We start from the raw sequence: 18,783 nt of genomic DNA on the forward strand, positions 1-18,783 counted from the left end.
GAGACCTACTCCTCCAGGGTGGAGATGTCGCCCGGGTCCATACCGAGTTCGCGGGCCTTCAGGACACGGCGCATGATCTTGCCGCTCCGGGTCTTTGGGAGCCTATCCACATACTCGATCTCGGCAGGCACCGCGATCGGTCCCAGGGTTTTCCTGACATGGCGTGCGAGCTCAGCCGTGAGACCGTCTCCGGGAGCCACCCCCACACAGAGGGTGACGAAGGCCTTGATGACGTTTCCTTTAAGGGGATCGGGTTTTCCGATGACTGCAGCCTCGGCCACCGCCCTATGAGAGACGAGCGCACTCTCGACCTCGGCCGTCCCGATGTTGTGCCCGGCAACGACTATCAGGTCGTCTGCACGGCCGAGAACCATGATGTAGCCCTCCTCATCCTTCACCGCCAGGTCGCCTGCGGTGTAGCACCCCGGGATGGTGTTCCAGTAGGTGCGGTAACGCTCATCGTTCCCGTGGACCGTCCGGAGCATTGCAGGCCACGGTTCCTTTATGACCAGGAACCCGCCGGTGCCGGGAGGGACCGGCTCGCCCTGGCGGTTGACGACGTCGACAACGGCGCCAGGGATGGGTTTCCCGGCAAAGTTTCCCGGCAAACCCGGGTTTCATCGGCTCGCCGATCATCGTGGTGACCATGTGCATCCCGGTCTCGGTCTGCCACCAGGTATCGACGATCGGGCACCTGCCGCCGCCGATGACATGGTAGAACCATTCAAACGCCTCAGGGTTGAGCGGCTCCCCGACTGAGCCCAGAACGCGGAGCGATGAGAGATCGTAGTTCTTCGGCCACTCGTCGCCGTAGCGCATGAACATCCGGATGGCTGTGGGCGCGGTGTAGAAGATCGTCACCCCGAGATCCTGGACGATCCGCCAGTAGGCGCCCGGATCCGGGTAGTCGGGCGTACCTTCGGCGATGACAACTGTCGTGCCGACCGCAAGCGGGCCGTAGACGATGTAGCTGTGGCCGGTGATCCAGCCGGTGTCGGCGGTGCACCAGTAGATATCATTCTCCTTGATGTCGAAGACGCATTTCGTCGTGTAGTACGTCCCGACCGCATACCCACCGCAGGTGTGCACGATCCCTTTCGGTGCGCCGGTCGAACCGCTTGTGTAGAGGATGAAGAGCGGATCCTCGGCGTCCATCACCTCCAGCGGGCATTCTGGCCCGGAACGGGCCATAAGTTCGGCGTAGTCCACCTCGCGCACACCGTCGAGCTCGACGGCCGGCCTCGCCCGCCTGAGGACGACGACGCGCTCGATCGATGGCGCCTGAGCGAGCGCCTCAAGCGCGATCTCCCGGAGAGGGACGGTCTTTCCCCGGCGGTAACCGACGTCAGCGGTGATCAGAACCTTCGCCTCGGCATCGTTGATCCGCATCGAAAGCGCACCCGCCCCGAACCCCCCGAAGACAACCGAGTGAACGGCCCCGATCCTGGCGCAGGCAAGCATCGCGACTATCTGCTCCGGGACGAGCGGCATGTAGATGCAGACCCGATCGCCCTTTCTGATCCCCAGACTCAAAAGCCCGTTTGCAAACCGCATCACCTCACGATGCAGGTCTTCGTATGTGAGGATCCGCTTTTCTCCGCTCTCCCCATGCCAGATGATCGCCGGTTTGTCCTTCCTGCTGCTGGAAACGTGCCTGTCCAGGCAGTTATAGGTTATGTTGAGTTTCCCGTTGACGAACCACTTCGCGTAGGGGTAGTTCCACTCCAGAACCCTGTCCCAGGGCTCGAACCAGGAGAGTTCGCGGGCGATCCCGTCCCAGAAACCCTCCGGGTCGCGCAGGAACTCCCGGTATGTCCGGGCGTAGTCAGTCACCCAGGCGTTAGCCTTGAGAAGCGGGTCCGGGTAGTGCTTCTTCTCTTCCAGTTTCACGGCGAACGAATCTGTCATATCTCCTCCTTCCATCTTCAATCATCTTCCGGGCTCGCTTGTTCGGCCCGTGGTCGTGCTACCATGCATACCGGTCGCCGGCAACCGGTGCCGGTCCCCGCCGGGAGCGTAACACCGGTCTCTTCCGTACGCGACCGCCACTGTATTTTACATGATTAATAATGTATAATATGTGATAAACTTTGCGGCCACCGGAACAACGGGGATGGGAGGCGGGGTCTTGTGCAAAGGACGCGGAGGGGCGGATGCCGATCTCCGGCCTGCCCCCAATTCGCAGATGTCAAAAAAGGATGAGTCCTTACCGTTGCTTAAGCCTGAACCCGGCGGCTATTGCGCCGACGACCAGGATAACCAGCATCACGGGAATGAGGGGCGTGCTGGAGGTCGGACCGGTAACCGCGTCCTGCACCTCCCGCATCACGTGGCCGCTCACCTCCTGTGCGGCCTTCGCCATATCGCCGGCCATTTTATCGAGGGTCTTCCCGACCCCCGATGCACCCGTCGTGTTGGTGGCCTGGTCTCCCGTTCCGGAAGGAATCGGTGTGAACGTGGGGAGCGGCGATGAGGAGGAGCGGGAGGATGGGCGTTTGCCGCTGCTGCCGGAATCGGGCGCCTGGGGTGCGGGGATCTGGCTCTGGATGTAGGCCTCCAGCTGGAGGTTGCCGCAGGTGTGGTGGCAGCATGTCATCCCATGGAGTTCGACCGACTGCTGGAACTCCTGTGCGAGGTGCTGCAGAACTTTGCTATCCGCATCCCAGTAGCCTTTTCGTGCCGTCTCCATCATCCGTGCGAGCATGGACTGGTAGGCATACGGGTTGTCCTTAAAGAATTCGGAGAGGCCAAGGTGGTGCTCGTCCTTCACATAGACGTCAAACACCCTGTTCCAGATATCCGACCCGATGATCTCGGGATTCGTCACGGTCCAGCCCCAGAGGTTCTGCAGGAACTCTCCATCCATACATCTCGCACCTGCATACCCGTGCTCCATCATCCCCTCAATCCATTTCGGGTTGAAATACCGGGCATCGAGTTCTCGTAAGATGAACTCCTTCAACGTTGTCGTCTCCGGTTTGCCTGCAGCCCTGAGGTCGGTGATGAACGTCTCCGGCGCCGTCCCTGTAAGGTAGCGTACGGCAAGGGAGAGCGCCCCGACGTACTGGAAGCAGTCATCGTTATCCACGAGGCCGTAGAGGTTCGAACTCCTGGTGTGCACCGCTGCCTCAACACCGCCAAGGTTTGCACGGAAGAGGTCTGTACCTGGCTCGCCCCACGTGCCAGATCCGTAGACGTAGCCCATCTTGTTGATGAAGAGCTCCGCAAGCTTTGCCTCGTCGGTCCACGTCCCGCTGGCGTCGATCGCGGAGGATAGCCCTGTTCCGTATGCTCCGGGTGCGGACGAGAATATCCGTGCCGTAGAAAGGCTCCGTGCGGCAGCCTCGTCGTAGCCGCCGGCAAGGAGATGCTGGTAGAGTGCCTCGCTGTGCCGCTTCACGTAGTTAGGGTATTCGCTCTCTTCGGCCTGTGCAGCGAGCCTGACGGCCTCGTCGAGGAGCTCGATCTTGTCCGCGAACGTATCCCGGTACAGTCCCGATGCGAGGAAGAGCACGTCGATCCTCGGCCGCCCGAGCTCCCCAGATGGAATAAGTTCCAGGCTCTTCACGTTTCCTTTGCTCCAGACGGGCCTCACGCCGAGCAGGTAAAGGGCTTCCGATTCCGTCACTCCCTCGTGGCGCATCGCCTCACACGCCCAGAGGACGAAGGCCACCTTCTCCGGGTATGCTCCGTCATGCGCATCCCGGTACTGCCTGAGCATCTCGTCCGCCATCTGCATGCCCACGTTCCACGCTTCCTGTGTCGGCATGGTCCGCGAATCGAAGGAATGGAAGTTGTTGCCCGTAGGGAGGCTGTGCGGGCTCCTGATCGGATCGCCGCCCGTCTTCGGCGGGGTAAAACCGCCGTCGAGTGCGTTGATGATCGCCGGAATCTCAACGGTGCAGGCCGCAATATCCATCTGGTAGCGGGTCGCGGTATTCAAATCTGCCGTCACATCGGCAGAGACCCCGCCGAGGATGGATTGCTGTGCCGCCTCCGGTCCTGTGCCGTTGACAAGTACCTCATGGAGCAGGGCCTCGATGACGGTGCAGTTTCCGTGCGCTGCCGAGAGGCTATGCGGGTCGGGGTAGATCATACCAACGTGCTCTTCAAACTCCTCGCCGAGCATCGCCCGGACAAGCGAGACCAGTTCGTCCCCTTCCGGCGGCTCTCCAAGGATATGCAGACCGTACGGGATGAGCTCGTCGCCAAGTTTGTGGAGGTACTGATGAAGGTCGCTGGTAATGAACGCGGCGAACTCTTCCTCCGACATCGCCTTGATCCCCTCGACCGTGCGATCAAGGTTATCGCAGATGTTCATCTCCTCACAAAGTTCAGTGATGCTCTTCCTGTACTCCCCCTTCAGCGTCGCATTTACGGTGCCGTAGGCGTGGACCTTCTCGTGGAGGACCGCGAAGTTGCCATAGAGTCCTGCCGTGACGATCGGGGGGGTGAGGTGATCCACGATGACCGCATTTCCTCTCCGCTTGGCCTGCGTCCCCTCTCCGAGCCCGTCCATGATGTAGGGGTAGATGTTCGGGCAGTCCCCGATGAGGAGGGGCGGCCAATCTGTTGCGGAGAGGGCGCGCTCTTTGCCCGGGAGCCATTCGTGTGTCCCGTGCCTGCCGAAATGGACGATGGCGTCTGCCCCAAATTCGTTCCGGAGCCAGAGGTAGAAGGCGATATACTGGTGGTGTGGCGGGAGATCTTTGTCATGGTAGAGTATCTCCTCGTTCTGCAGCCAGCCCCGAGTCGGCTGCGGCGCGAGCAGTACGTTGCCGAAAGATATTGTGGGGATCACCAGGTACTCCTTCCCGCCGTTCTGGTAGACCATAATCTCACCCGGCGGCTCGCCCCACTTCTCAATAACCTCATGCTGCCTCTCTGCAGGCAGGCTGTGGAACCATCCGGCGTAGATCTCTGCAGGGAGCAAAACAACGTCTCCGTCCTTTACCATACGGTCGAGCTCCCCGGGGGCCCAGGTGCCGACGTTTCTTCCCTGGAGGAGCATCAGGTCGAGGAGGACGTCTTCGTCCGGGACCTCGCCGGCTACCGAGTAGCCCTCCGCCTTCATGGCGTTGAGGAGGCTCGTGAGGCTCGGCACGATATCAAGGTAACTTGCGCCGAGGTTGTTCTTCCCTCCCCCGTGGTTGTAGTAGATGACGGCGATGCGCTTGTCGGGGTTTGCAGTATGCCGGAGCTTCCCGAGTGCCAGAACCCTGTCGGCGAGCCAAGCAACCTGCTCGTCGACGGGTGTGATCGGGCGAAACCCGATCGCTTCTGTCTCGGGGTCGATTCCCCTCCCGGCGGTCCAGATGAACTCTGTCTGGCCGTCAAGTTCGGGCATCGCGATCGAGTAACCGATCTTTGAAGCGGTGATGCCGTCGGTGCCTTCCGCCCACTCTTCAGGGGTCTTTGAGTAATCAACAAGTGCGTTGATGATCGGGATGTTGTAGGCTGCCAGTTCCGCAATTCCCCGTTCGGCGTTCTCACCGGACCCGTAAAACCTGAAGCACCTGATATTGACGATGGCGTCGATGACCGGCGTCCCGTTCCTGACGAAGAACCGGTCGATCACGTGAGGGTTTTTATGATCGAGGAAGACCGGGAGGATGTTCGCTCCCCTGGCTTCAAATGCTCTCATGATAGCGTCATCACCGCGAAGATCGCCGGAACGGTAGTGACTGTCATAGAAGATGATGCCGATGGTCGGTTTTGCCGGATCATACATGGAGTACCACGCCAGATAGTCATCCAGGTTCTCAAACGGTTCCCCGCTGTCGGGATGGTAGATGCATTCCTGGGGGATGGTGATCGGATCCTTCACCGGGACGTCGGCCCCGCATAACCTGGCACTAATGTAGTCGATCAGCCTGAGCGCATTCTCGGGACAGTTGTTGTCCCAGTAGGTCTCCACTGCCGGGTGGGCGGTCATATCGACGGTTCCGAGGGATTCATGCGTCCCTCCATGAAGGACCATTATCGGAATCCCGAGGGCAGTGGCGTCCTTTACCGCCGGTTCGATGATATCTATTCCGGCCCCGAACATCTCAAGAAAGATGAGGTCATAGCCGGTGAGGTTGAGATCGGCAGGCAGGTTCTTTGAGGGATAGACCGTGACGTTTGCAGTGCTCTTCGCAGCTGCATCGATGTACATCGGGACATAACTCTCTCCACCGATGATCATGACGATCCTGATCGCCTCTTGTGGTGATTGTGGAGGATCCACGGGTGTTGAGTTCCCGAAGCAGGTGTTGTCGATATACAGGAGCATGTTCAGGATATTACCGTCACCCCCGTACTGCCAGTATCGGCTGATGTTCTGGTCCGCGGGCATACCGAATATAGTATCCGGGGAAAGGCCATAGAGGATGATCGTTGCGTTCTCACCGGCTGTGCCGTTGATACGCGCAGCGGTCTCATTGCCGATGGACGCGGCAAAGATAAGCGGTTCCCCGGCGAAATCGTGCAGCAGTGCCTCTTCTTCGGAGAAGAGGGAGACGTTCAACGGGACGCTCCCGGTCACATTGGTGATCGCTGCCCTCCTCTGGCTGTCGCCCGTGACGATCGCGATCCTGTTCTCCACAGCGGCCTCCCGCACTGTTTCGATCGTGTTCCCTTCACCAGCAGGAGTTCCAGAGTCCCCCAACGGGAGCGGGCCGCCGGCGGTTGCAGTCGGGATCGGGGTCCCCGTTGCGTTCCCGGATTCGTCAGGGAGTGGCGTCTCCTCCACCTCTTCAGGGGCTGCAGGCTCCTCTGTTCCGGCCGCTTCCGGCATCGAAGGACTTTCAACCGGGTTCCGGGTATCCAGCCCGTTCGTTCCATTCTCCGAAACTTCTTCGCTCCCGGCTGGGTCCGCGGCGCCTTCACCTGCCGCAGGCGCGACCAGGAGCAGCGTGATCATAATCAGCGCACATAACCAGTACAGGTTGCTTTTTTTCGTAACTCTCATACGTTAGCCTCTTTTCCTCCCGGAGCCGACTGCTGCGGCCGGGTGTTTACCAAACTTATTTTTAGGTAGATCAAGTACGATTGATTATTAATATACGTTACGCATCGATGCGGTGGTAGAGCCCGGTTTCTGGACAAAAGAGTTAGTTATCCTCGTCCCCATCGTCGGGAACGTAGATGATCTCGCCGTTCTCCAGGCGGTATGCCGTACCCATGCGGCTGCCCTGGCCGCCGGCAAGTTCTTCGGTCATATTCAGCACCTTGAGGGTCTTGCCTTCCTTGATAATGATCTGCATGTTCGGCTGTCCCGGGTTTTTCACCACCGTGAGGTCCGCTTCATCGTCGAGGAGTTCGGGAACGTTGTAGGCGACGACGAGCGCGACCAGGAGGGCGACGGCGAAGACCATAGCGACGTCAAAGAGGTTGGCAACGCCGGAGAGAGGGTCTTCGTCCTCGTCGTCGAGAATGATGCGTCTTCTCCTCATGCCACCATCCTCACCACGTATTCCATGTCGCTCAAGTCCTGTAGATACCACCGGCGCTTCGTCAGCATGACGGCATAGGCGATGCCTCCGGCAAACAGCCCGAGTACCGTCGTGCTGAACGCGATGACCAGGTTGGATGCCAGCGCCTCGACGTTCCCTGCCGAAAGGCCCATCAGTGCGGGACCGAGGGGTATCAGCGTTCCCATGAGCCCGAGCATTGGGGCCGTCCGCGTCAGGATCTTGAGCCGCTCCAGTTCGGCTGCAATGCGTATCTCGTAGTCCTGGAGGAGCTTTTCCGACTCGATCGAAAATCGATCGTCCCCGAGAAGTTTCGCAAGGTCGCCGGTAAACGATCTGAGAAGCGGGTTTGACCCCGACGCTGCAAGCGTCTCTGCGGCTTCGCCGTACGACCGGGCCTGGACGAGCGCCCGGGTCTCCCGGCAACCGTCTCTGAGCCGTTCGAGGTTCCGGGTCCTTGCCGAGTACTCGGAGATGAACTGGCCGAGAGCCGTCAGTGTCCAGACAACGAAGGCAAGGAGCACTATGATTGCAGGATAGAACAACGCCCCGGACAGGGTGAACATGGTCTCCATGATCAGTGTCGACAGGTCCGTCATCTGCCACCACGCTCCGCGGTGTGCCGGATTCTGTCGGTGAACACCCCGAACGCGATCAGGGCTGTCATCAGGACGAGCGCACGGAGCATGCCGACCGGATCCGTTGCGATGCCGAATGCCGGTGCGTCCTGCGCCTGCAGGTAGGCCGGGATGAGGAGGAGGCAGAGCAGGTAGAAGAGGCCGAGGAACAGCATGACGTTACCCAGGGTGGAGGGATTGTCCATACCGGCCTTTTTCGTTATCCAGCTCGTGACAATTCCCCCTCCCGTAATCCCTGCAAAGAATAAGCCCCCGATGACGGCGCCCGCCGCAACGCCGCTCATTCCGGTGGTGCTGGTGAAGACGAGGCACGAAAGGAATGTTGCTGCAAGGCATGCCGGGCAGGGAAGCGACACCAGGAGGAATGTTCGGCGCGATAGATCTCTGCGATCCGCCAGCCAGGCTTTTTTCGTTCTGATGCCGAAATAGACGAGCGCGAGCCCGATGATGAGATGCATGACAACGCCGAGCCCGATGACCTGCTCTGTTGCGCTCACCGGGATGCTGCCAGCGATTGCTCCTATAATGAGCGCGGTGAGCGCATACATGGATGCAAGACAGAGCGTCTCGCATCTTCGCAGTCCCGAAAGCCCGCACCCGACCCCGCTCTTCAACGCCAGAAGGGTGGTGCCGCCGAAGACGCCGGCGGTGAGGAAGTTGACAACGTCACTCATAATAATTTAAGTTTAAACAAGTGTACCTTATAAAATGGCCTGTTCTGGATCCGGAACTGGGGTGTTTTGTCGTCCTGATTCGGCATACAGCTTCGCAGATGCCTGTGCCGGAGCAGTACACTAGTATAATCGCGCCCGAGCGGGTGGATCTGCCGAAAAAGTGAATGGGATTAAATGACCAGGATCAGCGGTGCAAAGACCAGCGCGACCATGGACATCAATTTTATGAGAATGTTGAGCGACGGCCCCGAGGTGTCCTTGAAGGGATCGCCCACGGTGTCGCCGACGACGGCAGCCTTGTGGGCGGGGGAGCCCTTGCCGCCGAGGTGACCCTGCTCGATGTACTTCTTTGCGTTGTCCCAGGCTCCTCCGGCGTTTGCCATCGTGACGGCGAGGAGGAACCCGGCCGCAAGCGAGCCGACAAGCAACCCGCCGAGCGCCTCTTTCCCGAGGACAAACCCGACGACGAGCGGGGCGGCAACGGCAATGACGCCTGGCGCGATCATCTCTCGCAGCGCAGAGCGCGTGGAGATAGCGATGCAGGTGGCGTAATCAGGATCGGCCGTCCCCTCCATAAGCCCGGTGATCTCCCTGAACTGGCGGCGGACCTCATGGACGATGCTGTATGCTGCCTTACCAACTGCCATCATCGTGATGGAGCAGAAGAGGAACGGCAGCATCGCACCTATAAGAACGCCGATGAAGACGTTCGGGATGGAGACATCGATTACCGAGAGGCCCACAGCCTGGGTGTATGCAGAGAAGAGCGCGAGCGCCGTCAGCGCTGCTGAACCGATGGCAAACCCCTTGCCGATGGCGGCGGTGGTGTTGCCGACGGCGTCAAGGGTGTCGGTGATCTCGCGGACCTCCGGCTTCTGGTGGGACATCTCGGCGATACCGCCGGCATTGTCGGCAACCGGGCCGTAAGCATCGACCGAGAGGGAGATCCCGAGTGTCGCGAGCATACCGACCGCGGCGATCGCGATGCCATAGAGCCCGGCAACCTGGTATGAGACGAAGATCGCGACAGAGATGATCAGAACCGGCCAGATGGTGCTCTCCATCCCCTTTGCAAACCCGGTGATGATGGTGGTCGCAGCCCCCGTCTCGGTCGACTTTGCAATGGCCAGGGTGGGTTTACGCTCAAAGGAGGTGTAGTACTCCGTGATCAGGCCGATGGCGAAACCCGCTATGAGCCCGGCGACAGCGGCGTAGAAGACTCCGATGTACTCTGCACCGAGAAGCGTTGTCACGAGGAAGTAGGTAGCAACGACGGTTACAACGATTGCAGCAAGCAGCCCCCTGTTGAAGGCCATGTGGATGGCGCTGCTCTCGGTCTTGTTGGTCCGCACAAAGAACGAGCCGATGATGGACGCAACAATCCCGACCGTTGCTATCAGCAGCGGGAGGAGGATCACGTTCATCATCTCGACGTTCGGGAACATTGTGGCCGCGACAGAGACACCAAGGACCATAGCAGCGATGATCGAGCCGACATAGGACTCGTAGAGGTCAGCACCCATGCCGGCGACGTCGCCGACGTTGTCGCCGACATTGTCGGCGATGACCGCGGGGTTCCGGGGGTCGTCCTCCGGGATGCCGGCCTCAACCTTTCCAACCAGGTCAGCACCGACGTCCGCGGCTTTGGTGAAGATACCGCCGCCGACACGGGCGAAGAGGGCAATCGAACTTGCACCGAGACCAAAACCGGTCACGATGGTAAGGACTTCAGCCTGGGGAAGCCCGGTTACGGTGCTGATGACCACATAGGCGATCGAGAGACCAAGAAGACCGAGCCCTACCACAGCCATACCCATGACCGAACCGCTCGCAAAAGAGACGCGGAAGGCATCGGCAACCCCGCGCCGCGCGGCGTTGGTCGTCCGGACGTTGGCGGCGGTTGCGGTGAACATGCCGATGTAGCCTGCGGTCGCCGAAAGAGCCGCACCGAGGACGAAACACGCCGCCGTGAGAGGATTGATCACGAGTGCCAGGACAACGGCAAGCACTACAACAAATACCGCTATTGCGCGGTACTGTCTGTTCAGGTAGACCATTGCCCCCGTGTGGATGGCGGCAGCAATCTTCTGCATCGATTCGGTACCAGTGCCCTCCCGCCTGATACTCAAATACGAGTATCCTGCAAACAGGAGAGCCAGGATAGCACCCAGGGGCGCCAGATACACCAGATCCATCTCTCAGCATTCCTCCGATTGAGTACCATATAGAGAGGAATTCAACGTTTTTAAATATGTGGAAAAACTCCCGGAAGATCGGATGAAACGTTTAACTAAAATCGATCACCCCTGGCTGGAGCGTCTGGAGGTCGACGACAACAGCCCGCCCCGGTGTGGGGTGGACGTTCATCTGTTTCTGAAACGACGTCTGCGACTGCCAGGTACCGGCGTTAACCCCGAGAACGCCCCGGTAACGTGTGAGACCGCAGATATGGATGTGCCCTGTGAGGAGGATCTCCGGGAGCGGATCGATGACAAGCCGATCGGTCTTCATCGCTGCGATCGGTGTCCGCATCCCGTAAGGGGCGGCGAGAAGCCTGCGTTTGAGCATCTCAACCATGATCTCGCCGGGACGCTCGTAACTCGCGCCGGGGATGAGCCCGATCATGTCGTCTATCGACCGGCCGTGATACATCAGGACGCGGACGCCCTGGAGGTTCAGCAGACAGGGATTCTCGACGAGGGTGCAGTTTGACGGAAAATTCGCGGCAAACTCCTGCGGGATCGCAGGCTGAGGTTCGGCCATCCTCACAACATCGTGATTCCCGGGGGCGGCAACGATCCGGATCCGGGATGGGAGGTCGCAGAGCATCTCCGCAAAGACGTCGTACTGCTCGTAGATGTTCTTTATCGTCAGTTCGTTCTCCTGTCCGGGGTAGATGCCGATGCCGTCGACGAGGTCGCCGGCGATCAGGAGGTAGGAGGCATCTGAGTCCTGGAGCCAGTCGGCGAACCGGTTCCAGGCATCCTGGAGGAAGGTGTCGCTCCCAACGTGGACGTCGGAGATCAGGACAGCCTTTCCGGGTCGATCGCTCTTGAAAGGGGCGTTGTTGATGGGGACGTCCGGACGGACGAGTTGCTCGGCAAAGAGGAGCCCCCCATCACCGGAGAGTTTTCCCTTGACCCCGATCACATCGTCAGGGAGTATACGTTCGGCCTCCTCGAAAGCCTCGTCGTGCCCCTTGTTGAAAAGCACCCGGATCACCCCGGTTGGGTCCTCCACCTCGATCATCCTGTGGCCTTTCGGGGTCGTCCGCACCTCTACAACCATCCCGATGATGCTGCACTCCTCGTCACGGTAACGGCCGGGAGACTTCAGCAGCGCCTCGACCGGCATAGCGGTCATCCGCGTCCGGATCATGGAGGATAGGGTGTTGTAGCGGTTCCGGAAGTAGTGAACGGCGTCCTCGTGACCGCTGACGCTCCCGCTGCTTCCGGCGCTCCCCACGATCACCTCAAGCTCAGGGTCGACCAGGAACCTCGTCCCATCCCTGACCTTCTTGAGACCCGGTACGTGCTCGGTGGAGACCACCAGGGCGTCACCGGCTGCCGCCGCAATCCGGTCGATGAGCGAAGGATCGTTCTGCTCCCGGATGTAGTTCACCACGTCGGGGTGGACCTGATGCTTCGTCTCAAGGAACCGGCGTACGATCTCGGCGTTGGCAAGCATGGACTTCATGTTATTCTCCCCTGAGAATATTGGCTTTACCCTTCCGCACACCCCCGTGTGATGAAGACAGGGACAGGGATTTGACATCAGATCCACAAAATTCCGGCGATCTGCGGGCAGAACCCGTCACACCCTCTTTACATTTCACCCTGCAGAACCGATGAGAAGACCAGCCTGGGAATCTATGTATATGATGGATGGGTAACATCTTTAGAGCAGATGGCGGCTACAAACTGGCTGCAGCGTGCAGCAAATGCCGTGAGGGCGTTCCGCGATAGCGATCACCCCGGTATCTCGCTTGCCCGGGACATCCTCTGGGTCGTCGCGGTCGTTGGGGGTATCGCCCTTATCCTCTATCTCTTTGCCGGAACCTGGCCGGCGGTGGTCACGATAGAGTCGGAGAGCATGGTTCCGCACATGAACGTGGGTGACCTGGTGTTTGTCGTCGACGAGAACCGGTTCGGGGGTCTCGTCACCTGGGCCGAAGGTCAGATGATTGGCTACTCGTCTTTCGGGGACTACGGCGACGTGATCGTCTACCGGCCAAACGGCGCCGACTCCGTCCACCCGATCATCCATCGGGCGATGATCTACCTCGACACAGAGGGGGTGATAGAGTCGGGACTCGGGGCCTACTACGATGAACCGCATGGTGGCTACATCACCAAAGGTGATAACAACCCCTACACCGACCAGCCAAACCTCATGATCTCCGGCATCGGTGTGATCGAACCGGTGAAGGAGGAATGGGTCGTTGGAAAAGCCCTGGCAGCGGTGCCGCTCATAGGTTACCTCCCGCTCCACCTGCCAGAGTTTGCCGCTGTCGTCATCCTGATCATAATTATCCACGATCTCATCCTCGCGCGCCGAGAAGAGAAAGAGGTATAAAACCTGAACCACAAAAGAAGTGCTTAAGATGGCATATTCGCTGAATGACCTGCTCGACGACGTTCTTGCCGGCTACAGACTCACCGAGGAGGAGGCTGTAAGCCTGCTATCGGCGCGCGGTCGGGACGTCTGGAAGATTGCCGCCGCAGCAGACGAACTCCGGGAGCGGAAAGTCGGGGAGACTGTCACCTACGTCAGGAACCAGAACATCCACGTCACCAACATCTGCAAGAACCGTTGCGGGTTCTGTGGTTTCGGGCGGGGTGCGGATGACCCTGGCGCGTTCCGCGACGACCTGGATACGGTGCGGGAGAAGGCCAGGATCGCACGCGAGCGTAACGTCACCGAGATCTGTATCCTCTCCGGAGTCCACCCGGACTACACCCTGGACTCCTACATCGACCTAATCAGGTGCGTGCGCGAGGAGGCGCCGGGCGTGGATATTCATACCGCAAGCCCTGACGAGATCGCCTGGGCAGCGGAACGAAGCGGAGTCTCAACCAGGGAGGCGCTCGAACAGGTGCGCGATGCGGGTCTTGGCACGCTGCAGGGGACAGCGGCCGAGATCCTTGTCGACGACGTCCGGCGGGTGATCTGCCCGAACAAGTGCGACACCGCAACCTGGGTCCGTGTCATAAAGGAGGCGCACGGGATGGGCATCCGGTCGACAGCGACGATCATGTATGGCTCCTGCGAGAGCGAGGCCGACCGCGCAAGGCACCTCGAGATCCTCCGCGAGATCCAGGACGAGACCGGCGGGTTCACGGAACTTGTGCCGCTCTCCTATCTCTATGAGAACACCGCGCTCTATCGGCAGGGGCTTGCGCCCGCAGGCGCCACCGGGCGCGAAGACCTGCTGCTCTTTGCGGTCGCGCGCCTCTTCCTGGACAACTTCGACCATATCCAGATCTCCTGGGGCAAGGTCGGAACGAAGATGGCAGAACTCGGGCTGCTGGCGGGCGGCGACGATCTTGGCGGGACGATGTTCTGCGACGACGTCTCGGTCGATGCCGGGGGTGAGGGTGCCGATTACCTTGACCCGGCGGAGATGCGCAGGATTGCAGAGGATCTCGGCAGGACGCTCCGGCAGCGGACGACGACATACAAGATTGTTGCGTCAACTACCCCCGACTGAACTCGGGGGGGCACCACGCTCTTCACAATGCTCCTGAAACGCTCTTTAGGGTTATATCCATCGAGACCTGACCGGGAGACCCGAAGGTTCTTCTCCTGACCCCGCCAGATCAATCCATCGCACCCAGGAAGGCGAGATGAAAGTATGACACCACCACTGCAACAGGTGCTCGACGACGCGCTTGCCGGCCACCGGCTAACCGAGGAGGAGGCTGTCAGCCTGCTGTCGGCGCGCGGTCGGGACGTCTGGAGGATCGCCGCCGCAGCAGACGAACTCCGGGAGCGGAAAGTCGGAGACATTGTCACCTACGTCAGGAACCAGAACATCAACGTCACCAACCTCTGCGTGAACGCCTGCGGGTTCTGTGGGTTTTCACGGAAACCGGGAGATCCCGACTCTTTCTGTCACGACGAAGCCGTGGTTCGGGAGAAAGCCAGGGCTGCACGCGAACGCGGCGTCACAGAGATCTGCACGGTTAGCGGTCTCCACCCGGCCTTTGACGTAGAGTCCTACGTCAACATCTACTCCTGGATGAGGGAGGAGGCGCCGGGTGTCCATATCCATGCAAGCAACCCGATGGAGGTGGCCTACGCCGCGAGGAAGAGCGGCATCTCCAGCCGTGAGGTACTGGAACTGATGAGAGAGGCGGGGTTGTCTACCCTCTGCGGAACGGCAGCCGAGATCCTTGTCGATGACGTACGGCGTGTGATCTGCCCGGACAAGATAGACACTGCGACATGGATCCGGATCATAAAGGAGGCGCATGAGATGGGCATCCGGTCGACAGCGACGATCATGTATGGCTCCTGCGAGAGCGAGGCCGACCGCGCAAGACACCTCGAGATCCTCCGCGAGATCCAGGACGAGACCGGCGGGTTCACGGAGTTCGTCCCCCTCTCGTTCGTCCACCCGAATACGCCGCTCTACCGTGCGGGGCTTGCCCGGCCCGGTGCAACGGGGCGGGAGGATCTGCTGTTGTTTGCGGTATCCAGGCTATTCCTGGACAACTTTGACCACATCCAGGCATCATGGGTGAAGATAGGGACAAAGATGGCGGGGATGGCGCTTCTTGCAGGCGCCGACGATCTGGGTGGAACACTCTTTGAGGAGAGCATCTCCCGGGAGGCTGGCGCGAGGGACACCGACTACCTTGACCCGGCGGAGATGCGCAGGATTGCAGAGGATCTCGGCAGGACGCTGCGGCGACGGACGACGACATACACCCTTCTTGAGGGCTGAATCACACCCGGAAGGTCGGGTTAACCCTCAGGATGCCGGCGATATGATGGGGGAAGACGGGTTGCGCACCCCTTCCGGGAGTTTGAGGGGCTTTCTCCGCAGAAAGTGGTACCCTGCAGAGGCGGTGGTGGCGGGACCTCAATCCTCCGGACGGATGTAGCGGACTATCGTATCCGCAACCTCCCTTGCCCGCGCCATTGCCCGGTCGTCGTTACGGACATCCCCCGCAGCATACCCCCTGCCGCAGACGTAGCCGAGATACGAGAACTCGTGAGCGTTCAGGAAACCTTCTATCGTCTCCAGAGTGCGCTCGCATCCACGGTCCGCACAGACCGCCACTGCAACCGCTCTCCTCCCTGAGAGTTTCCTGTCGTGGAAGAGTGAGTATGTCCGGTCGATCAGGTTCTTCGTCTGGCCGTTGATGTCGTAGTAGTAGGTCGGAGCACCCAGAACAAGAACCTCACACTCGACCATCCTCTGCGCAACAAACCCCCAGTCATCGTCCTCCGTCACGCACCACTTCGTCTCACGGCAGGTCTCACAGCCGGTGCATGGCCGGATCTCCATACCGGCAAGCGATATGTACTCCGTCTCGACACCCGCCCCCCGCACACGCTCGAGAATCGTGTTGACGAGCGTCGCGGTGTTGCCGTTCTTGCGCAGGCTTCCGGAGATTCCAAGAACAGTCATACCCTATGCTTATCTCCCGCGTTCTTGATTCTTGTGATCCGGGCATCCAGATCGAGACGCCGGAACGCCGCCAGGATCTCGGGGACGGGGTCACCAGGGCGATGAAATAGGTGGGAGGGGCAGTTGCAGTCGCTGCACCCGAATCCCAGGACGGATGGGTCACCGATGGCCTTTGCAAGGTCGCACTCGCAGTCACGCCCGGTGACTGCGGTTATAACGGCGACCGGTCTAAAGTGCGGATCGAGGAGCAGGTGGTCGATATGCCAGTGGGGAGGGCGGTCACGGCTGAACGCAAGGTTGACATGCCGGTCTGCGCGGCCAAGACCCCCGCTCCCCTGCGCGGATCCTATGTAGATATGATAGCCCGGAGCGAACTCCCGCACCCCCAGAGCACCGATGCGAACCCTGCAGCAGGAGTTCTCAATGAGGAGGGCGTAGACCCCCTTATCCATACAACCGGAGCGCCTCCCGTGCGGCTGCTATATGCCTCCAGCCGTCACGCTGGGCGGGCTCGCCGTGCCCCGGGTAGAGAGAGTCAACCTCCAGGCCGCTGAGGCGCTCGATGGATGCCGCGAGTGCCCTGCGGTCGCCTCCCGGAAAGTCGTAACGGCCAAACGACCCGCCGGTAAACACGGTGTCGCCCGAGAAGAGCAACCTCGCCTTCCGGTCATAGAGAGAGATCCCGCCCGGGGTGTGGCCAGGGGTGTGAAGCACGAGGAGGGTTCCTATGCGGTCGCCGTCGGCGAGCGTGACGTCCGGGACCATCCCAGGAGACCGGGCACCGAAATGCATCGCAAGACTCCTGGCGTCGTCGACAAGGCCCGGTGCGTCCGCATGGTGGATGCAGACGGTGGCATCACCGCACATGGTCGCGATCTCTGGAAGATGGGCGATATGGTCGTAATGAGCGTGGGTGATAACGATCGTATCGATAGCAGCGGCATACGGTTCCACCGCCATCGGTAGGACGCCGGCATCGATCAGTATGTTTCCGTAAACAAACGAGTTCGCATAGGTCATGCCACCTGTGATCCACCGGACATGCATGCAGACTAATATGGCCTCCGGACAAATGGTTCTTATGCACACCCTTGTTCAAGCGTGCCTGCGCGGGGTTCCTTCCGAGGTAGAGACGATCGCCCGCGATGAGGATCTCGCTCCTCACGCAGCGGCGCGGACTGTCGCCCGCGGCCGGATCGTCATCCCGGCAAACCCCGTTCGGCCGCACCGCCTCTGCGCCATCGGAGAGGGGTGCAGGGTGCGGGTCAACGTGAACGTCGGAACGTCGGGCGTTCGGTGCGACGAGGATCTCGAGGTTGAGAAGGCAAAGACCGCCCTACGTGAAGGCGCAGACACCCTGATGGACCTCTCGACCGCCGGAGACCTCGCCCGCATCCGCCGCCGGATTCTTGAGCTTGATGCGCCGGTTGGAACCGTCCCGGTCTACGAGGCTGTCCGACGGGCGGGGAGCGCGGCGGACGTCGATGCCGATCTCCTCTTTAACGTCATCCGGGAGCACTGCGAGCAGGGCGTCGATTTCCTGACGCTGCACTGCGGTGTTAACCTGGATGCTCTGGCATCGCTCAAGGCCGATCCAAGGGTGATGGGCGTCGTCTCCCGCGGGGGGGCGTTTCACGTGGCGATGATGGCAGCGACCGGTGAGGAAAACCCCCTCTACGCCGAGTATGACTACCTCCTTGAGATCCTGGCGGAGCACGATGTGGTCGCGAGCCTTGGGGATGGTATGCGACCGGGCGCGCTCGTGGATGCCGGGCGCCTGGCGAAGTCGACCGAGTACCTGACGCTTGGACACCTTGCAAAACGGGCGCTCGCTGCCGGGGTACAACGGATGATCGAGGGGCCGGGGCATATCCCGGCTGATCAGATCGGCTGCAACGTCAGGATGCTCAAAGAACTGACCGACAGTGCCCCGCTCTACCTGCTCGGGCCGCTCGTGACTGACGTAGCACCGGGCTACGACCACCTGGTCGGGGCGATCGGCGGCGTGATCGCCTGCATGAACGGCGCCGACTTCCTCTGCATGGTCTCGCCAAGCGAGCACCTGGCGCTGCCGGAGATCCGCGATATCGTGGAGGGGACACGGGCGGCGAGGATCGCGGCACACGTGGGGAGTCTCTCCCGCGCCGCCGCGCGCACAAAGAACCGCGAGATCCGGATGGCAGAGGCGCGGCAGGCGCTCGACTGGGAGAAACAGTTTGAACTGGCGCTCATACCGGATGAGGCCCGCCGAATCCACGAGCGGGACAGCGGGCTTGAGACCTGCTCTATGTGCGGCGACCTCTGCGCCGTGAAGATGATGCGGGAGATCCTCCCTCTACCGGAAGAGCATCTGGAACCATAGAGGTCAGGAACGTTCC

15 protein-coding genes are annotated in these 18,783 nt (G+C 60.6%); 4 read left to right on the forward strand and 11 right to left on the reverse strand.

The annotated features are described in order from the left end of the window. Positions 1–5 precede the first annotated feature (5 nt). The 8 genes from R6Y96_RS10380 to R6Y96_RS01040 all read right to left on the reverse strand — a co-directional run bounded on the left by R6Y96_RS10380 (position 6) and on the right by R6Y96_RS01040 (position 12,453). Positions 6–485, reverse strand: a complete 480-nt coding sequence (locus R6Y96_RS10380; RefSeq protein ID WP_404810319.1) for an AMP-binding enzyme — start codon at positions 483–485, stop codon at positions 6–8. Then, a complete protein-coding gene (locus tag R6Y96_RS01010) occupies positions 457–1,908 on the reverse strand; it encodes an AMP-binding protein (RefSeq protein ID WP_404810320.1) in 1,452 nt (483 codons plus the stop codon). The genes R6Y96_RS10380 and R6Y96_RS01010 overlap by 29 nt, the downstream gene beginning before the upstream one ends. 298 nt (positions 1,909–2,206) lie before the next feature. Continuing rightward, entirely contained in the window at positions 2,207–6,904 is a 4,698-nt protein-coding gene (locus R6Y96_RS01015; protein ID WP_318621621.1) for a cobaltochelatase subunit CobN, read from the reverse strand. 190 nt (positions 6,905–7,094) lie between these two features. Next, entirely contained in the window at positions 7,095–7,436 is a 342-nt protein-coding gene (locus R6Y96_RS01020; RefSeq protein ID WP_318621622.1) for a DUF2149 domain-containing protein, read from the reverse strand. Beyond that, positions 7,433–8,053, reverse strand: coding sequence for a MotA/TolQ/ExbB proton channel family protein (locus tag R6Y96_RS01025; RefSeq protein ID WP_318621624.1), 621 nt, complete (start codon positions 8,051–8,053; stop codon positions 7,433–7,435). Before R6Y96_RS01025 ends, R6Y96_RS01020 begins: the two co-directional genes overlap by 4 nt. Further along, entirely contained in the window at positions 8,050–8,766 is a 717-nt protein-coding gene (locus R6Y96_RS01030; RefSeq protein WP_318621625.1) for a DUF2162 domain-containing protein, read from the reverse strand. Before R6Y96_RS01030 ends, R6Y96_RS01025 begins: the two co-directional genes overlap by 4 nt. Positions 8,767–8,936: 170 nt before the next feature. Then, positions 8,937–10,961 carry a sodium-translocating pyrophosphatase gene (locus tag R6Y96_RS01035; protein ID WP_318621626.1) on the reverse strand — a complete coding sequence of 675 codons (2,025 nt, stop codon included), beginning with the start codon at positions 10,959–10,961 and terminating at the stop codon, positions 8,937–8,939. A 91-nt stretch (positions 10,962–11,052) separates the two neighbouring features. Then, positions 11,053–12,453: a DNA-directed DNA polymerase II small subunit gene (locus R6Y96_RS01040; RefSeq protein WP_318622533.1), complete on the reverse strand. Its 1,401-nt coding sequence runs from the start codon at positions 12,451–12,453 to the stop codon at positions 11,053–11,055. Positions 12,454–12,672: 219 nt separating this feature from the next. On the opposite strand from R6Y96_RS01040, the gene R6Y96_RS01045 reads away from it, so the two are divergent. The 3 genes from R6Y96_RS01045 (at position 12,673) to cofH (R6Y96_RS01055) (ending at position 15,715) form a co-directional block, all read left to right on the forward strand. Next, positions 12,673–13,341: a signal peptidase I gene (locus R6Y96_RS01045; protein ID WP_318621628.1), complete on the forward strand. Its 669-nt coding sequence runs from the start codon at positions 12,673–12,675 to the stop codon at positions 13,339–13,341. Between the two features lie 28 nt (positions 13,342–13,369). Beyond that, the gene (gene cofH, locus R6Y96_RS01050) at positions 13,370–14,476 is read left to right on the forward strand and encodes a 5-amino-6-(D-ribitylamino)uracil--L-tyrosine 4-hydroxyphenyl transferase CofH (RefSeq protein ID WP_318621629.1); all 1,107 of its coding nucleotides are present in this window, start codon (positions 13,370–13,372) and stop codon (positions 14,474–14,476) included. Between the two features lie 144 nt (positions 14,477–14,620). Beyond that, entirely contained in the window at positions 14,621–15,715 is a 1,095-nt protein-coding gene (cofH, locus tag R6Y96_RS01055) for a 5-amino-6-(D-ribitylamino)uracil--L-tyrosine 4-hydroxyphenyl transferase CofH (protein WP_318621630.1), read from the forward strand. Between the two features lie 138 nt (positions 15,716–15,853). Here cofH (R6Y96_RS01055) and R6Y96_RS01060 read toward each other — a convergent pair whose 3' ends face one another. From R6Y96_RS01060 to R6Y96_RS01070, 3 genes are read right to left on the reverse strand one after another with little or no spacing between them, the layout of a single operon-like run. Next, positions 15,854–16,405 carry a flavodoxin family protein gene (locus R6Y96_RS01060; RefSeq protein WP_318621631.1) on the reverse strand — a complete coding sequence of 184 codons (552 nt, stop codon included), beginning with the start codon at positions 16,403–16,405 and terminating at the stop codon, positions 15,854–15,856. After that, entirely contained in the window at positions 16,402–16,857 is a 456-nt protein-coding gene (locus R6Y96_RS01065; protein ID WP_318621632.1) for a GIY-YIG nuclease family protein, read from the reverse strand. The genes R6Y96_RS01060 and R6Y96_RS01065 overlap by 4 nt, the downstream gene beginning before the upstream one ends. Continuing rightward, entirely contained in the window at positions 16,850–17,452 is a 603-nt protein-coding gene (locus R6Y96_RS01070; RefSeq protein ID WP_404810321.1) for an MBL fold metallo-hydrolase, read from the reverse strand. Before R6Y96_RS01070 ends, R6Y96_RS01065 begins: the two co-directional genes overlap by 8 nt. A 25-nt stretch (positions 17,453–17,477) precedes the next feature. Here R6Y96_RS01070 and thiC point away from each other — a divergent pair, with 25 nt between their 5' ends. Beyond that, positions 17,478–18,767 (forward strand): phosphomethylpyrimidine synthase ThiC, encoded by a 1,290-nt coding sequence (gene thiC / locus R6Y96_RS01075; protein ID WP_318622534.1) that lies wholly within the window; start codon positions 17,478–17,480, stop codon positions 18,765–18,767. The last annotated feature ends 16 nt before the right edge of the window (positions 18,768–18,783 follow it).

The organism is Methanoculleus receptaculi (assembly GCF_033472595.1).
Taxonomy (GTDB): domain Archaea; phylum Halobacteriota; class Methanomicrobia; order Methanomicrobiales; family Methanoculleaceae; genus Methanoculleus; species Methanoculleus receptaculi.

Bases quoted from the DNA above. Each gene is read 5' to 3' on its own strand.
- R6Y96_RS10380 (WP_404810319.1), bottom strand. From the start codon at position 485: ATGCTCCGGACGGTCCACGGGAACGATGAGCGTTACCGCACCTACTGG.
- R6Y96_RS01030 (WP_318621625.1), bottom strand. From the start codon at position 8,766: ATGAGTGACGTTGTCAACTTCCTCACCGCCGGCGTCTTCGGCGGCACC.
- R6Y96_RS01010 (WP_404810320.1), bottom strand. From the start codon at position 1,908: ATGACAGATTCGTTCGCCGTGAAACTGGAAGAGAAGAAGCACTACCCG.
- R6Y96_RS01060 (WP_318621631.1), bottom strand. From the start codon at position 16,405: ATGACTGTTCTTGGAATCTCCGGAAGCCTGCGCAAGAACGGCAACACC.
- R6Y96_RS01025 (WP_318621624.1), bottom strand. From the start codon at position 8,053: ATGACGGACCTGTCGACACTGATCATGGAGACCATGTTCACCCTGTCC.
- R6Y96_RS01045 (WP_318621628.1), top strand. From the start codon at position 12,673: ATGGCGGCTACAAACTGGCTGCAGCGTGCAGCAAATGCCGTGAGGGCG.
- R6Y96_RS01065 (WP_318621632.1), bottom strand. From the start codon at position 16,857: ATGGATAAGGGGGTCTACGCCCTCCTCATTGAGAACTCCTGCTGCAGG.
- R6Y96_RS01070 (WP_404810321.1), bottom strand. From the start codon at position 17,452: ATGCATGTCCGGTGGATCACAGGTGGCATGACCTATGCGAACTCGTTT.
- cofH (WP_318621630.1), top strand. From the start codon at position 14,621: ATGACACCACCACTGCAACAGGTGCTCGACGACGCGCTTGCCGGCCAC.
- thiC (WP_318622534.1), top strand. From the start codon at position 17,478: ATGGTTCTTATGCACACCCTTGTTCAAGCGTGCCTGCGCGGGGTTCCT.
- R6Y96_RS01020 (WP_318621622.1), bottom strand. From the start codon at position 7,436: ATGAGGAGAAGACGCATCATTCTCGACGACGAGGACGAAGACCCTCTC.
- R6Y96_RS01040 (WP_318622533.1), bottom strand. From the start codon at position 12,453: ATGCTTGCCAACGCCGAGATCGTACGCCGGTTCCTTGAGACGAAGCAT.
- R6Y96_RS01015 (WP_318621621.1), bottom strand. From the start codon at position 6,904: ATGATCACGCTGCTCCTGGTCGCGCCTGCGGCAGGTGAAGGCGCCGCG.
- R6Y96_RS01035 (WP_318621626.1), bottom strand. From the start codon at position 10,961: ATGGATCTGGTGTATCTGGCGCCCCTGGGTGCTATCCTGGCTCTCCTG.
- cofH (WP_318621629.1), top strand. From the start codon at position 13,370: ATGGCATATTCGCTGAATGACCTGCTCGACGACGTTCTTGCCGGCTAC.